The sequence below is a fragment of the Labrys sp. LIt4 genome, from assembly GCF_017813775.1.
Lineage (GTDB): Bacteria > Pseudomonadota > Alphaproteobacteria > Rhizobiales > Labraceae > Labrys > Labrys okinawensis_A.
This window is the reverse complement of record NZ_JAGIPY010000006.1, coordinates 224,224-239,656: the sequence shown is the minus strand read 5'-3', so window position 1 is coordinate 239,656 and position 15,433 is coordinate 224,224. Positions and strand designations below refer to the sequence as shown.

Below are 15,433 nucleotides of genomic sequence, written 5' to 3'. Positions count from 1 at the left end.
ATGGCGTTGCATTGTCGGCTTTTTGCGGGCGTACCGGAGCTGGAGGCTTGCCTCGTCAATGATCAGGCGCATCTCACCGCCGGCACGACCGGCCACCACGTCCGGCTTGTGCAGGAGGCGCTGGTCAAGCTCGGCTTCAACCAGATCGACGGCAGGGACTACATCGACGGCGTCTATGGCGCTTCCACGGCTGCCGCCGTGTTACGCTACAAGACATCGCGGCAGATCATCAACCGAGCCTATCAAAGCAGTCCGGACAATATCGTCGGCAAGATGACGATCAAGAGCCTCGATACTGAAATGCTGGCCCGGCAGAACTTTCCCACGCCTTCGATGCTTTGACGCACTCGCCTCTGCGGCGAGATCCCCATCCTTCCCTTTGCTGGCATCATCATCATGGACGTCATCGTCACCACCACGGAAAATCCCTGGTTCGGCTGGGCAAAATCCTATGTCGCACACCAACCGCAGGCTCGTGCCCTCGTGAAGATGACGGCAGGCCAGTCCATGGCGCAGACGCGGGACATCCTCAAGAGTGCGATCAGCAAGGCGGGCGCGGATGGCACGGTCATCATCAGCGTCGGACATGGCACGGCCCTGGATGGCAGCACGGTCGACGGCATGTGCGAGATCGCTCCCGGCGGCACGTTCAAACTGGTCGGCCTCAACGGTGCGGAAAGCCCCCACACCGTCAACGTGTTCTATGACCGTCCTCGCTTTGCCGGCCAGAAATCCGACATGGATTACGACATCGCCAACAATCCAAGCTCCGACCGCCTGGCACGTTGGAAGATCTATCAGGAGATCGGCGCGCATTTCAAAGCCATCAAACCATACAGGATGGTCCTGCTCACCTGCCGGGTCGGTAATGCCAGCGACTTCCTCAAGAAGATCGCCAATGACTGGGGTGTCGTGGTGCGAGCTTACACCAAGCGCGTGGCGTCCAACGAGGATGTGGTGACCGATCCCGGCAAGCCGCCCAAGAGCTTCTTCTATCTCTTCCTGGAAGGTGAGAAATATCCCGACGAGGGGCCTAATGGTGCCGAGCTCAATATCATCGCCCAGCAAGAGCTGCCTTATCGCCCAAGCTATCAGATCTCGGTCGGGCCGCCATTGCCCACGCCTCCCTGAATGAGCGCCATGCTTCGCGCGATTTCGTGCACGAGTCCGGCGTTTGTCGCCTTTGCTGAAGGATAAGACGAAATCCTGTCGACTGGGTGTGTTGCCTCCCGTCTTTGAGGGATATCCCGTCAACAGCTTGAGTATAGAATAACAAATATCGACGGGGGAGCGTAACCAGGACGGCTCGGATATGCCGTATTCTTCAATGGGCTGTGCGAAATGGAGGGGATCGTGACGCCGAAAGAGTATCTGGATCGATACACCTATCTGAAGTTCTACAGTCCGCTCAACAATGAGCTCATCTCAGCCGGCATCACCATGTATGGCTCGGGCTGGGATTTCCGAAACGGCAAGGCCGGAACCGGCCAGGTGATGCAGCGTGAGCATGCGGCCTTCACAGCGGCGCTTCGGATGGCCCATCACGGCAATGCCAATACGCCATGCGGGGCCAAGTTCTTCTTCGACCAGCAGCCGCTCGGCCTGATCCAGCCGACCGAGGACTTCTACGCCACCACCTTCATCCAGGCCTTCGTCGGCAAGGGCAGCCCCGACGAGATCATCGACACGCTCCGGCTGGCTTATGCGATCGGCCGCATCGGCACGGGCAAGGACCTCGCGGGACAGCCTTGCGCCCGGGCGACGGCCCAGGCCTATGCAACGGATTTCATCACGCTCGACTGCAACGGGCTGGTCGGCAACTATTATGGCGGCAATCCCTCGGCCTCCATCGATGCCTATGCCTCGACCGCCCGGCGCCGGACCAGGATCGAAGACATCCAGCAGGGCGATGTGGTCGTCACCCATTGTACAGCTGCACCCTATGAGCATATCGCTCTGATCGATTCCTGCACCGTCAGCGGTTCGACCGCGAATATCCAGCTGGTCGAATGGGGCTGGTATGGCGGCGAGGAAGTCCACTATTCGAAGGAGCCGAAGGCCTATTCGATCGTTCAGGGACCGGAAAAAGCGTATGGCATCGGCTGGGCAGCCAGAAGCAACGTGAAACCGGTCGACACGTTCAGATACATTTTCAGGCGTCCGAGCGAGGAAGAGCCGCACGGATGGTCCTGATCTTCCATGCCGAAGATCTGGATAGTACCTGGAATTATTCGACAACATCCGCCCGAGGACTGCGAGAAGGAGAGCCATCATGGCTTTGACATCTGTTCGTTTCAAGAATGAGCCCTCTTTGCAGCGCATCGAGGCCGGCAACGATGTCCTGCTGCGCGGCATGTCAGGTCGCCATGTCCATCTCCTGCAGATGGCCCTCGTCGATCTCGGCTTTGCCATGCCGATCTCGACCCAGAGCCAGGATTACAGCCCCGATGGTGTCTACGGCATCGAAACGGAGTCGGTGGTGAAGGCGTTCCAGCGGCGCAACCCACCCCTCGTCGAGGATGGCAAGCTGGGCCAGGCGACGATCCGGGAGATCGACAAGCAGATCGGCGGGTTCAAGCATCGCGTGCGGGTGCATTTCCGTTCGCTGGCCCTAAGCGACGTACCGTTCGAGCGCATCCTCTCCAGCGCCCAGGCCGTTTATGCCCAATATGGCATCGAGATCTTCTTCGCCTCCGGCGAGTCGCTCGGCCTGACGCAGGAGGAAGAAAACCGCTTCAACGTCGTGGGGCAGAACTGCACCTGGCAGATGGATTCAGGTGAGTTCGCGGAACTCCACGCGCTTGGAACACCCGTCCCCAACAACGATGTGAAGCTGTTCTTCGTCAACAGGTTCCAGGAGAACAACGTGCTGGGCTGCGGCGGCCATGCAACCGGCAAGCCGGCCTGCGCGGTCACGCATGATTGCTCGCGCTGGGATCCGGCCCACGAGATCGGCCACGTGATGTTGACCAGCTCCTTCTCGCCGGTGCATTCGGGCAGCACGCGCAACCTGATGTTCGCAACATCGAGCAACGGGCCGACGCCCTTGGCGCTGACCGAAAAACAGCTGAAGCAAATCCGCAGCTCACCGGTCTGCCGCGCTGTTTGATGTGGGTCGCGGAACTGTATGGAGTAGCCCGGCACGCACTTGAGGCGAGACGCGCGCGAAACATGATGTGCCGTTCTCTAGATCGGCATCTTCCTGCGGGCAGATCCCGTGTTCCAAGACGATCGATCCGGAGATCGCCCCACCGGAAGCGCGCTATAAACCTGCAAAGTTCGCGCCTGTCGACAAGGACGTCGGCGTTCTCAGGAGTCATTCAGGACGGCGTCGACTGGCCTTGCAGCATACGGGTCAGACGTTCTTCGGCAAGGCTCAGCCGTTTTACCTGGTCACGCATCACCACGAGCGCAACCGCGGGCAATTCGGCGATGAGATTGAGGAAGATGTCCTTCGCAATCTTCAGAACCGTGACGTCGGTGGTGGCCACGACGGTGGCCGAGCGCGGCGCTCCGCTGATCAGGCCCATCTCCCCGATGATGGAATGGCGTCCGGTGGTCGAAAGATGCAGTCTCTCGCCGGGGAGTTCCATGAAGGCATCGGCGGTCCCCGAGAGAATGACATAGGCTGCATCGGCGATGTCCCCCTGACGGAACAGGATCTCGTCCTGTTCGAAAGAGATGCGTTCGCAGGTGAAGGCGATCAATTTCAGCCGCGGGGTATCGAGGGCCGCGAACATCGGCACGTCGCGCAGGGCCTGGATCTCGGCCAGTTCCTCGACCGGCGTCTGCGCTGCCGCTTCCTGTGCGTCCGAAGGCGCGGAGGGTTTCGACACCGATTCAATGCGGTTGCCGCGGGTGGTCACCACGATATCGAACAGGTCTCGGGAGGTGGTATCGCGCATGGCGACGACAAGGGTGCGTCCCGCCATGTGCCGGCGCACCACCTCCAGGATGGTGGCACGCTGGCCTTCGGCAAACATCAGGTCGAGCTGGTCGAGGATGAGAATTCTGGGGCGCTTGATCAGGCAGCGGGCGAGGGCGAGGGCACATCGATGGGTTGCCGGCAGCAGCCGCCCGCCGGGCCCGGCCTCCTGGTCCAGGCCGAGTTGGTAGATGATCCGCTCGAGGCCGCAATCACGCACGACCTTGCGCAATGCGACCATGATCCGTTCCTCGGCATGCGCCATGGCATGGTCGATACGCCCGAACAGGAGATTGTCGCGCAGCGGCGCGACGGGGCAGAGCCGATCGGGAGCATAGAACTCCAGCAGCCGGGCGAACCGGGCCGGATCGAGCGCCATGATCCGCCCGCGCGTCCGCACGACCTCATTGGCAAGGGGGGCGGTGAGCAGCCCGAGCCGATGGCGGGTTTCGACATAGTGGAGCGCCAGCAGCAGCAGGGAACGGCGTTCCGGATAGGTGAGTGCGCTGGTGCCGCGGCTGCCGGCGCGAGAGGCTATCTCGGCAAAGCGCGGCAGGTCACTCGATGAGATGAAGGAGAAGCGCTCGAACACGGCGTGATCGCTGGCGATCTGCGAAAAGATCTCCACCATGGTTGCGGCGACTTTCAGCCCCAGGGCAACCAGGCTGTCTCCGAGCCCTCCTTCTGCGAGCAGCGCGGCAATTTCCGCGTCCTCGATCAGCGTCTCGATGGCACCTTCGGCAACCGGCACACCGAAGAACAGATTCTCGCCGATGGTGGCGTAGCGGTTGAAGCGGGCCGGATCGAATGGTTCGATCAGATCGGCGAGATGAGTTGCCTCGAGCTCCTGGACGAGGCGTCGGCGGCAGTCGACGAGGCGCTCGGCGAGATCCCGGTCGGGTTCCACATTGAATGTGCGAGACAGGCCGAAGCCATAAACGGCATCGGCCAGGCCAATCTCGCCCAGCAGGGCGACGATGATGTCGTCGAGTTCGCCAGCATGGGCTGCGCCGGCCCTGCGCAGGTCGATGGAAGAGGTTGCAGCTTCCGCTTCCCCGCCGGAGCGGATTGCCTGGTCGGGTCGGCCGCCGCCTGGATCGGCAGGGGACGGCAAACCCTGCCCGGCGCGCGGGCCGCGCAGGCTGTAGACGATGTTCTCGCGTATGGAGCGCCCGAAAATGATGAAATCGGGACCGAGATATCCAAGGTTCTCTCCGATCCAGCCCGGGGAAAAGGCGGCGATATCCTGGCCGGCAAGGCGGACCGTGCCGTCGAATTCGGTCAGGCGGCGCGCGAGCACCTGGGCCAGGGTGATGAAGCCTTCACCCCGGGATCCGGTGAGCATGACGTGCGCGCCGAGAGGCAGGACCAGATTGGCATTGTCGAGCAGGACGTCGCCGCTCGGGGCGCGCACCCTGAGCGCCTCGATCGCGATGGTGCCGCCGGCCGCCAGTTGGGGCGTTTCGCCGGCGGGTTCGGGAAGTTCCGCCAGAGAGAACTGTTCCAGGATCTGCTCATATTTGACTTCGACGTCCTGGCGCTGCTGATCCCAGTCGATCAGTTCCTTGATGGGAGGCGGCAGGTCGCGATAGGCGGCGATCACCGCGACGAGCTGGCCGATGTCGAGCGAGCCACGCAGCGCGAAATAGCCGCCCAGCGCGTAGAACAGAAAGGGCGTCACCTGCGCCAGCACGGAATTGATGAATTTCACCATGAACTTCCGGCCGTAGAGCCGATAGCGGATCCAGAACAGGTCATCGAGGATGCCGGTGATCTTCTGGCGTTCATAGGCGGCTGTGCCGTGATTGCTCACCTCGCCTATCCCGTCGACAATCTCGCCGATATGGCCGGCCAGCGAGCGTGAACGCGCCTGGCGCTGGCGGCCGAGCCTGAGCTGCTCGCGCCGAAGACGCGGGATGACCGCGCCCTGCACCAACACCATCGCCGCGGCGAGAAGGCCGAGAAGGGGGCTTTGCAGCAGGATGAAGGCGAGGGCGGTGAGCGCCTGGCTGCCGAGGAAGGCGGGCTGGATATAGGCATCGCCGACGAAGCCGCCGATGGGTTCGACCTCGTCGCGGATGATGGTGGCGACTTCCGCCGAGCGGACATTGCGGACTGCCTCGGGCCGGAAGCGCAGCAGCAGGTTGAAGAGATCGAGACGCAGGCGGCGCAGCAGGCCTTCGCCCAGCTTGCCCTTCTGCATATTGATGACATAGCGAAAGGCGCCGTTGACCAGCACCAGCAGCATGAACGCCGAACTCAGCACCATCAGATAGGCGATGCGGGACAGTTCCATGCCGGGATAGTGCAGGGTTCCGCCTCCCAGGAAGGACGGCAAGGCGAGGTTGAAGGCGAAAAGCGGTGCTTCGGCGGCGCCGTGCTGAAAGGCGCGTCCCTGGATGGCGTCATTGACGATGCTGCGCGGCAGGTCGAGCGACAGAAAGTAGAAGGGCAGGGAAGCAAGCACGACTATGAGTATGACGACCTGCTGCCGACGACTGTTCTGCCAGATGTAGGAAAACAGGGGTGGCAGCCCTTTGCCGGCCGCTGCCGCTTCGGCGGATTTCCGGGCCGGCCTGCCGGGCGGTGTGTTCGCCATGAATGCTCGCTTCACCGGGGGCCTCGTACCGACAGCGCACATAACTCGATCAAGGCTTTCTAGCCGCCGTCCGAAGTCCAAATTCAAGTAAAAGAACAATTACATTGAATTTATCTCATGAATTGAAGCATCTCAAATTTATAGCGCATCCGTAAAAAAATGAGCCTACCTCTTCCGAACGAAGTGGCAGCCTTTGTCCCAACCTCGCCGTCCGGGCCTGCTCGCTCCGATGGGAAGCATGGTCGTCGGGCAGAAAGAGCCTAGCGGGCGGCTATGATACCGGCTGCCCAAAGCTAAAAAAGTGAGTAAAATCCTGTCCTTGGAGCAGGAAGACGCATTGTCTTCCGCCTGACGACGCTCGATCCACCGGATCTGCGGCCGGACCCCCGAGGGGCCCTCTCGGATCAAGGCAGGGGAGCTCGTTTCACCGGTGGCGGATCGTTCCATGGCGTGTGCGGGTTGCGGTCTGGAATTGGCATCGGATTTCGCGTTCTGTCCGCATTGCGGGCGGGCGCAACCGACGCCTTGTGCGAAATGCGGATTTGCCTGCGCGCCCGGTTTTGCCTTCTGCCCGCGCTGCGGAACGGCGCGCCCGCCCGGCCTGCCTGCCGCCGAGCCCGACGCCGCATCGCTTGCCGATGGCATCGCATCGGCTGGGACGCCCGATCGTCCCGAGGCGGACCGGCGGCAGGTAACGGTGCTTTTCGCCGATGTCTCCAGCTTCACCGCTCTTTCCGAGCGCCTCGACCCGGAGGACGTCCGAGCCTTCCAGAACGCCCTGTTCGAAACGCTGGCAAATGTGGTGGCGCATTATCAGGGTTTCGTGGAGAAGTTTATCGGCGATGCCGTGCTGGCCGTGTTCGGCGCGCCGCTGGCCCATGAGGACGACCCGGAGCGGGCTCTCGGCGCGGCGCTGGACATGACGGCCGAGGCGAACCGGCTCGACGAGCACTGGGCCGGGCGCCTTGGCCAGCCGGTGAGCCTTCATATCGGCATCCATACCGGTCTGGTCGTGGCCGGTCATCTCGGCCAGGCCGCGGGGGCCAGCTATGCGGTGACCGGCGACACCGTCAATACGACGGCCCGCCTGCTGGCGGCGGCCTCGGGTGCCATCCTGGTCTCCGAGGCAACCCAGGCGTTGACCCGCCACCGTTTCGCTTTCGAGCCCGTGCCCGACCTCATCTTGCGAGGCAAGGCGGCACCGGTCGCGGCCTATCGGCTGATCGGACGGCTGGCCATGCCGGCTTCCGGACGAGGGCTGGCCGCGCACGGCTTGGAAAGCCGGATGGTCGGCCGCGACGAGGAACTGGCGCGGCTCGTCGCGCTCTTCGACCGGGCGCAGACCGGATCGGCGCAGGTCGTCGATCTCGTGGGGGAAGCGGGCGCCGGCAAGTCGCGGCTGATCGCCGAATTCCTCGGCATGCTCGAAACGCAGGGAAAGCTTGCCGGCGGCGCCGTCCGCCAGGCCGTTTGCTCGTCCCTCGGGGAACCCGCCTATGGTCTCTTCGCCGCCTTGTTTCGCGAAGCCTATCGGGTGCACCGGGACGATACGCTCGAAACGGCAAGTCGGAAGCTGGCTGCAGGCCTCGTGGCGCTCGGCGCCGAGGCCGACGTGGCGGATGCGGTTGCACCGGTCCTGAACTACATGCTGGGTGTGGAGGGCGTGCCGTCGGGAGACCTCGCGCCGGAACAGGTGAAGCGCCAGATCGCGCTTGCCGCGCGCATGCTGATCGCCCGGCGCCTCGATCAGGGGCATCTGCTCATCGTCGTCGAAGACCTCCATTGGGCCGACATGGCCTCGGTGGATCTTCTGTGCGACGTGGCCGATCATCTTGCCGACCGGCGCTTGATGATCGTGCTGTCGCATCGCCCCGGCGGGCCGTCGTTGCGCCCCGCCTGCGCCTCGCAATCGAGCCTTCATCTCACCCCGCTCTCCGCCGATGAGACGCGGACCTTCCTCGGTTCTCTTTTCGGTGAGGCCGATGGCGACGCCCTCGCGGATATCCAGGCCTTCGTCACCGGGCGGGCGGGCGGCAATCCTCTCTTCGTCGAAGAGATCGTTCGAAGCCTCGTGGCCAGGGGCATTCTGAAAAAGGAAGGCGGTCAATGGGCCTGCACGGCGCCGCTCGACGCCGAGGATGTGCCGCCGACCCTGCAGGGGCTGCTGCTCTCGCGTGTCGACGGGCTGGCCGTCGCCGAGCGGCGCGTGCTGTATGCGGCGGCCGTGCTCGGCATGGCGTTCGAACAGGACCTTCTCACCCAAATTGCCGCGGAGCCGGCTGCGGTCGACGCGGCGCTTCGCCGTCTGGCCGAAGCCGGTTTCCTCTGCCGGGTCGGCGAGGGCGGGAGCCACCGCTTTGCCCATGCCCTTGTCCACGAAGCCGTCTATCACAATCTGCTCCTGTCCAGCCGGACCGAGCTGCATGAACGGGCCGGCCGCGCGCTCGAACATGCGGTCGGCAGCCGGCCCGAGCGTTTGAGCGATCTCGAGGCGCTGGGTCATCACTGGAGCCTGAGTTTCGACAAGGCCAGGGGCGCACACTATCTCATGGCGGCCGGCGACCGGGCCCGCGCCGTCTATGCCAACGAAGATGCGATCCGGCACTATGAGCGGGCTCTTCGTACTCTGGCCGATTGTCCGGGCGGTGAGAGCGACATCCGTTCCACGCGGGAACGGCTGGCGGATCTCCTGGCGCTGACCGAGCGGCGAACCGAGGCGGCGGTTCACTACGAGACGGTGTGCGAGGCGCTCGAGGCCGCGGGCGACCGGGCCGGGGCAGCCCGGCTCCAGCGCAAGATCGGCGGCCTGCATTGGGAGGCCGGCGATCGCGACGGGGCCAGGGCCTGCTTCATGCGGGGCCTCGCTTTGCTCGGCGAGGAGGGCTATTTGCCCGAGCGCGCGCAGTTGTACCAGGAGGTCGGCCGGCTTGCCTTCCGCGCCGGCGACAATGACGGGGCGATCGCCTGGGCGGAACGGGCGCTGGCCGAGGCCGATCGCGATACCAAGGCCGATCCCGAACCGGATCATATGCGTGACCTCGCGGCGATACGCGCCCAGGCCTACAACACGATGGGCGTGGCGCTGGCACGCACCGGCCGGTCGGCGGTCGCCGTAGAGCAGATCGAACGCAGCGTCCGGTTGGCCGAGGACCATCATCTGCTGCAGGCCGCCTGCCGCGGCTATACCAATCTCGGCGTGCTCTACAGCACCCTCGATCCCGAGCGCAGCATCGCGACCTGTCTGCGCGGCCTGGAAACCGCAAAGAAGGTGGGAGATCTGGGCTTCCAGTCCCGCATCTATGCCAATCTCGCCGTCGCCTATTGCGCCCTGACGGATCGGTGCGAGGCGGAAGGCGTCAAGGCGGCGCAGATGGCGGTCGATCTCGACCGGCGGCTGGGCCTGCTCGACCATCTGGCGGCGCCACTGATCATCCTTGGCCAGATCTATCAGTGCCGGGGCGAGCATGCGCTCGCCTTCGCGTCCTACGAGGAGGCCTTGCGCCTGGCCGAGCAGATGGGTGAACCGCAATTCCTGTTTCCCTGTTATGACGGTCTGGGCACGCTCCATCTCGATGCTGGGAACCAGGGCCAAGCGGCGCTATACTTGGCCAAGTCGGAGGAGGTCTGTCAGCAAGCCGGCCTCGAACCCGACGCCCTGATGGTTTTGCCGTTTCTGTGCTGACGTGTTTTGCGATTGGATCGGGACCACCTCGAATTGGCAGGCCGGACCGAGATGAAGAGCGAAGGCCGAAAATCATTTCGTGACAATGGGTTTTGCCTCGAGATGAAAGGGGTTTCGCATGAGCATGCAGCCGATACTGGTGCCGATCGCCCCGGGTGAACGCGCGCCGGATTTTTCGCTGCCCGCTCTCGATGGATCGGGCACGGTGTCGCTCGCCGATTATCGCGGCAAGAGCTCGCTCTTCCTTGCGTTGTTCGTCGGGCTCTGGTGTCCCTTCTGCCGCAGGTCGATCGCTCAGATGGCGGCCGCGGGCCCGCAATTGCAGGCATTGGGGGTCGAGACGCTCGGCATCGTTGCCACCGAACTCGAAAATGCGCGCCTTTATTTCAAGTTTCGCCCGAGCCGTCTGCGCATTGCCACCGATCCGGAACTTTCGACGCATCGCGCCTATGGCGTTCCCAAGCCGATGCCCACGCCGGATCTGATGGCCGCCTTGGCGGAGCTCCATGTCAATCCCACCGGAGAGTTGCCCGAACCTCTGCCTGTGCGGCAGGCGGCCGACACGCTGGCGCGGCTCGACGGTTATGTCGAGAATTCGATCGACCATGCCGACATGGAACGGCAATGGCCTCAGCTCAAGGGCCAATTTCTCATCGACAGCGATGGGTTCGTACGCTGGACCCATATCGAATGCAGCGAGGGATTGGCAGGGCTGGGGAAATTCCCGTCCACGCAGGAGATGGTCGCGGCAGCCCGGGCATTGCTGGAGCCTCGGGAAGGTAGGGCGCACTGAACCGGCCGAGGAGAAGAAGCCGGCCTGTGGACCCGCTTGGACGCTCCCGCTTTTTCGGCTGGCGAGACAGGGTGAGTCGATCCACCACCTCGCTCGCTCTCGGGACTGAAGTGAGAAATTCAAATATCACCATAAAATATTGAGTATACAAAAAATTCCTTTCTCGTGCGTATGCCCCTGGCCGCGCGAGGTTGTCGTTCGCGGATAGCTCCAGCTTTCTGTTCATCGGACGCGTCACGTCGGAGATGAATCAAAAGCACGTCACATCACAAGTGATGATTGACTCATCATACCAGTAGGTCTATAAGCCGCTCGAATTTGAGAGGAGATCTGGATGACGACGATCGCGCTCTTTGGCGCCGGCGGAAAGATGGGCTACCGGCTGGCCAGCAACCTCAAGACGTCGAGTTTCGAGGTCCGGCATGTCGAGGTGAGTGCGGCCGGCCAGGAACGCCTCAAGACCGGCCTTGGCCTCGATAGCGTCGCGCCGGATGCGGCTCTGGACGGAGCCGACGTCGTCATTCTCGCCGTTCCCGATACGCTGATCGGCAAGGTTGCCGCCGGCATTGCCGACAAGCTCAAGCCCGGCACCATGGTGGTCGTGCTCGACGCTGCCGCGCCTTTTGCCGGTCATCTTCCCGATCGCCCCGACCTGACCTATTTCGTCACTCATCCCTGCCATCCGCCGATCTTCAACGACGAGACGGAGATGGCCGCCAAGAAGGACCATTTCGGCGGGATCGCTGCCAAGCAGCACATTGTCAGCGCGCTGATGCAGGGCCCGGAGAGCGCCTATGCGGTCGGCGAGGAGATCGCCAAGGTGATCTGGGCGCCGGTCATGCGCTCCCATCGCGTCACCGTGGAGCAGATGGCGCTGCTGGAGCCGGGTCTGTCAGAGACCGTCTGCGCAACCCTGCTCGTGGTGATGCGCGAGGCCATGGACGAGGTGGTGGCCCGGGGCGTGCCCCGCGAGGCGGCCCGTGACTTTCTGCTCGGCCATATGAACGTGCTGGGTGCGGTGATCTTCGGCGAGGTCGAGGGTGTGTTCTCCGATGCCTGCAACAAGGCGATTGCCTTCGGCAAGCCGGCCCTGATGCGGGACGACTGGAAGCGCGTCTTCGAGCCGAACGAGATCGCCGACAGCATCCGCCGCATCACCTGAACTGGATCTTGCAGCAGCCGTCACCCCCTGGTGGCGGCTGCCTGCTTTCGACCAGGCTTCTGGACGACCCGTCGAGCAGCCAGCCGCCAGCGCCTCCAAAAACAACACACAGGAGGAGGCGCTTTGCTCATTGGGAGGAAAAATGAGCTCGAATACCCTCGCGATCGACCCTGTCGAACGATCGGCCATCCGCAAGGCCACCTGGCGCCTCGCGCCCTTCCTGGGTCTGATGTTCTTCATCAACTTCCTGGACCGGACCGCGATTTCCTTCGCCGGCCCGCATGGCCTGACGAAGGATCTGGGGCTCACGGCCACCCAATTCGGCTTCGCCGCCGGCATCTTCTTCATCGGCTACATCCTGCTCGAAATTCCCAGCAACCTGGCCCTGCACAAATTCGGCGGCCGGCGCTGGCTTGCGCGCATCATGGTGACCTGGGGCATCGTCTCGGTGCTGTTCACCTGGGTCAGCGGCGTCACCGAGCTCTATGTCCTGCGCTTCCTGCTGGGCATCGCCGAAGCGGGCTTCTTCCCGGGCGCGATCCTCTATCTCAGCACCTGGGTGCCGGCCCGCCACCGGGCCAACATCCTCGCCCTCTTCTATATCGCCCAGCCGATGACGACGGTGATCGGCGCGCCGCTGGCCTCCTCTCTCATCCAGGCCCACGGCTTCTTCGGCCTCGAAGGCTGGCGGATCATGTTCTTCGGCGTCTCGATCCCGGCCATCGTGGTCGGCATCGTCACCTGGTTCTACCTGCCGGACTCGCCCAAGGATGCGAAGTGGCTCAGCGCCGAAGAGAAGAGGTGGCTCACCGGCGAACTCGCCCGCGAGGACAGCGCCAAGCGTGAGCCGCACAACGGCTCGATCGGCGCGGCCCTGTCGAGCGGCCGGGTCTGGCTGCTGGCGCTCATCTATTTCGGCATGATCTATGGCCTCTATGCACTGGCTTTCTTCCTGCCCACCATCGTTTCCGGCTTCGAGGCGAAGTTCGCCACCAAGTTCTCCGTGTTCCAGGCCGGGCTGATCATCGCCATTCCCTATCTTCCCGCCGCCATCGCGCTCTATCTGTGGAGCCGCGACGCGACGAAGCGCGGGGTGCGGGCCTGGCATATCGGCATTCCGGCGCTGGTCGGCGCGATCAGCATCCCGCTGGCGCTCTATATGCCCACCCCCGAGACCACGGTCGCCTGCATCACCGTAACGGCCTGCGCCATCTTCTCGGCCCTGCCGAATTTCTGGGCCTTGCCGGGTCGCTTCCTGTCCGGCGCGGCGGCCGCAGCCGGCATCGCTCTCATCAACACCATCGGCAATGTGGCCGGCTTCGCGGCGCCCTATGTCACCGGTGCCGTCAAGGACTACACCGGCCTCTACCAGGCCCCGATGATCATCGTGGGGGCCTTCATGCTGCTCTCGGCCGTCCTCGCCTTTCTCGTCGGGCGGGAGATCAGGAAAGGCGGGGAGGGCACGCGGGCCTATGCGCCCCTCAGGCCCTGAGGACGAATTGGCATCTGGCAAGAACGACCCGCCGGACACAACCGGCGGCCATCCGGACTGAACCGTCGACACACAATGGGAGGACGACATGAGCTTGAAACGACTTCTGCTGGGCGCTGCGCTCGCCGGCGTCATGGCATCGGCAGCAATGGGCACCGCCCTGGCCGCCGATCTCATCGCCATCATTACGCCATCGCATGACAACCCCTTCTTCAAGGCGGAGGCCCAGGGGGCCGAGGTCAAGGCGAAGGCGTTGGGCTATGACACGCTGGTGCTGGTGCATGACGACGACGCCAACAAGCAGTCGCAGCTGATCGACACCGCCATTGCCCGCGGGGCCAAGGCCATCATCCTCGACAATGCCGGCGCCGCCGCCACGGTGGCCGCCGTGCAGAAGGCCAAGGATGCCGGCGTGCCTTCCTTCCTGATCGATCGCGAGATCAATGTCGCCGGCATTGCCGTCGCCCAGATCGTGTCCAACAACTACCAGGGCGCCCAGGCCGGTGCGCAGGAGTTCGTCCGGCTGATGGGCGAAAAGGGCAACTATGTCGAGCTGGTCGGCCGGGAGGCCGATACCAATGCCGGCATCCGCTCCAAAGGCTATCACGACGTCATCGACGACTATCCGGACCTCAAAATGGTGGCGCGCCAGTCGGCCAATTGGAGCCAGACCGAGGCCTACAGCAAGATGGAGACCATCCTGCAGGCCAATCCCGACATCAAGGGCGTGATTTCCGGCAACGATACCATGGCGATGGGCGCGATCGCCGCGCTGCAGGCCGCCGGCCGCAAGGATGTGATCGTGGTCGGCTTCGACGGCTCCAACGATGTGCGCGATTCCATCAAGCAGGGCGGCATCAAGGCGACGGTCCTGCAGCCCGCCTATCTCCAGGCCCAGACCGCCGTCGAGCAGGCCGACACCTACATCAAGACCAAGAAGGGCCCTGCGCAGGAAAAGCAGCTGATGGATTGCGTGCTGATCACGCCCGACAATGCCGGCAAGCTCGAAACCTTCGCGCTGGCGAATTGACGTTGCGATGAAAATTGCCCGGGACCTGCCTCGCGGCAGGCGTCCCGGACCCGTTCCAGATCCCGACAATCGAGGCCGGAGCCCATCCATGCCCAGGCTTGCCAACAGGCTGATGATCGCCGCCATGGCGCTCACCCTTGCAGCATGCAAGATCGTGCCGACCGCGGAGGTCGATGCGGCCAGACAGGTCGGCGCCTCGGGCACGGGACCCGTCTTCGACCCGGACAAGGCCGTCGACGCGATCTGGGCAGCTAAGGTCCTGCCCTATCTCAAGGCGAAGGCAGGCGACTTCGTCGTCGTGCGTGATCTTGCCGCCAAGAATGCGGACGAGGCCGGGCAGAAATATGGGTATCGGGCCAAGGAGGGCACTGTGCCCTGGACCTATGTGGTCAAGGCCGAGGGCCGCATCGTGGCGGCGAATACCGGCTCTCGTGCCGCCACCATCGACGTCGACGTCGACGGGGACGGCAAGGCCGACATGGTGGTGCAGATCGGACCGGCCGTGCGCGGCACAGCCCTGCGCGATAGCCTGGATTTCGTGTCCTTCAATGCCTTCACCAACCAGATCGAATACGCCCAGTTCGGCAAGGCCTTCAATGCCCGGGTCAATGCGGACGTGCTGCAGTCCCTGCCGCGCGAAAAGCTTGCCGGGCGCTCCGTGACGGTGCTCGGCGCCTATGTGTTGGAGCCGGGCGGCAAGCCGCCGCTGGTGACGCCGGCCGAACTGAGTCTCGGGGCGGGGTCATGATG

At 63.8% G+C, this 15,433-nt stretch carries 11 protein-coding genes; 10 read left to right on the top strand and 1 reads right to left on the bottom strand.

All coding sequences use genetic code 11. The features are described 5' to 3' along the window. The 4 genes from J8I29_RS14060 to J8I29_RS14045 all read left to right on the top strand — a co-directional run bounded on the left by J8I29_RS14060 (nucleotide 1) and on the right by J8I29_RS14045 (nucleotide 3,109). Nucleotides 1-342 carry a peptidoglycan-binding domain-containing protein gene (locus tag J8I29_RS14060; protein ID WP_209432113.1) on the top strand — a complete coding sequence of 114 codons (342 nt, stop codon included), beginning with the start codon at nucleotides 1-3 and terminating at the stop codon, nucleotides 340-342. Nucleotides 343-396: 54 nt separating this feature from the next. Continuing rightward, nucleotides 397-1,131: a hypothetical protein gene (locus J8I29_RS14055; protein WP_105860538.1), complete on the top strand. Its 735-nt coding sequence runs from the start codon at nucleotides 397-399 to the stop codon at nucleotides 1,129-1,131. Nucleotides 1,132-1,353: 222 nt separating this feature from the next. After that, entirely contained in the window at nucleotides 1,354-2,193 is an 840-nt protein-coding gene (locus J8I29_RS14050; RefSeq protein ID WP_209432112.1) for a hypothetical protein, read from the top strand. Between the two features lie 79 nt (nucleotides 2,194-2,272). Next, nucleotides 2,273-3,109, top strand: a complete 837-nt coding sequence (locus J8I29_RS14045; RefSeq protein ID WP_105860536.1) for a peptidoglycan-binding protein — start codon at nucleotides 2,273-2,275, stop codon at nucleotides 3,107-3,109. A 211-nt stretch (nucleotides 3,110-3,320) separates the two neighbouring features. Here J8I29_RS14045 and J8I29_RS14040 read toward each other — a convergent pair whose 3' ends face one another. Next, nucleotides 3,321-6,524 carry a cyclic nucleotide-binding domain-containing protein gene (locus J8I29_RS14040; protein WP_209432111.1) on the bottom strand — a complete coding sequence of 1,068 codons (3,204 nt, stop codon included), beginning with the start codon at nucleotides 6,522-6,524 and terminating at the stop codon, nucleotides 3,321-3,323. Between the two features lie 697 nt (nucleotides 6,525-7,221). On the opposite strand from J8I29_RS14040, the gene J8I29_RS14035 reads away from it, so the two are divergent. The 6 genes from J8I29_RS14035 to J8I29_RS14010 all read left to right on the top strand — a co-directional run bounded on the left by J8I29_RS14035 (nucleotide 7,222) and on the right by J8I29_RS14010 (nucleotide 15,431). Then, on the top strand, nucleotides 7,222-10,206 hold the full coding sequence (locus J8I29_RS14035; RefSeq protein WP_209432110.1) for an adenylate/guanylate cyclase domain-containing protein: 2,985 nt from the start codon (nucleotides 7,222-7,224) through the stop codon (nucleotides 10,204-10,206). Nucleotides 10,207-10,324: 118 nt separating this feature from the next. Then, nucleotides 10,325-10,999: a redoxin domain-containing protein gene (locus J8I29_RS14030; protein WP_209432109.1), complete on the top strand. Its 675-nt coding sequence runs from the start codon at nucleotides 10,325-10,327 to the stop codon at nucleotides 10,997-10,999. Nucleotides 11,000-11,333: 334 nt separating this feature from the next. Next, a complete protein-coding gene (locus J8I29_RS14025) occupies nucleotides 11,334-12,161 on the top strand; it encodes a phosphogluconate dehydrogenase C-terminal domain-containing protein (protein WP_209432108.1) in 828 nt (275 codons plus the stop codon). A 142-nt stretch (nucleotides 12,162-12,303) separates the two neighbouring features. Continuing rightward, complete coding sequence (locus tag J8I29_RS14020) at nucleotides 12,304-13,653, top strand: MFS transporter (RefSeq protein WP_209432107.1); 1,350 nt, start codon at nucleotides 12,304-12,306, stop codon at nucleotides 13,651-13,653. A gap of 88 nt (nucleotides 13,654-13,741) precedes the next feature. After that, nucleotides 13,742-14,683: a D-ribose ABC transporter substrate-binding protein gene (locus J8I29_RS14015; RefSeq protein ID WP_105860530.1), complete on the top strand. Its 942-nt coding sequence runs from the start codon at nucleotides 13,742-13,744 to the stop codon at nucleotides 14,681-14,683. A gap of 88 nt (nucleotides 14,684-14,771) precedes the next feature. Continuing rightward, nucleotides 14,772-15,431 (top strand): DUF2291 domain-containing protein, encoded by a 660-nt coding sequence (locus tag J8I29_RS14010; protein WP_209432106.1) that lies wholly within the window; start codon nucleotides 14,772-14,774, stop codon nucleotides 15,429-15,431. Nucleotides 15,432-15,433: the final 2 nt, after the last annotated feature.

Coding starts and splice junctions, on each gene's coding strand:
- J8I29_RS14015 (WP_105860530.1), top strand. CDS start 13,742: ATGAGCTTGAAACGACTTCTGCTGGGCGCTGCGCTCGCCGGCGTCATG.
- J8I29_RS14030 (WP_209432109.1), top strand. CDS start 10,325: ATGAGCATGCAGCCGATACTGGTGCCGATCGCCCCGGGTGAACGCGCG.
- J8I29_RS14010 (WP_209432106.1), top strand. CDS start 14,772: ATGCCCAGGCTTGCCAACAGGCTGATGATCGCCGCCATGGCGCTCACC.
- J8I29_RS14045 (WP_105860536.1), top strand. CDS start 2,273: ATGGCTTTGACATCTGTTCGTTTCAAGAATGAGCCCTCTTTGCAGCGC.
- J8I29_RS14060 (WP_209432113.1), top strand. CDS start 1: ATGGCGTTGCATTGTCGGCTTTTTGCGGGCGTACCGGAGCTGGAGGCT.
- J8I29_RS14055 (WP_105860538.1), top strand. CDS start 397: ATGGACGTCATCGTCACCACCACGGAAAATCCCTGGTTCGGCTGGGCA.
- J8I29_RS14025 (WP_209432108.1), top strand. CDS start 11,334: ATGACGACGATCGCGCTCTTTGGCGCCGGCGGAAAGATGGGCTACCGG.
- J8I29_RS14020 (WP_209432107.1), top strand. CDS start 12,304: ATGAGCTCGAATACCCTCGCGATCGACCCTGTCGAACGATCGGCCATC.
- J8I29_RS14040 (WP_209432111.1), bottom strand. CDS start 6,524: ATGGCGAACACACCGCCCGGCAGGCCGGCCCGGAAATCCGCCGAAGCG.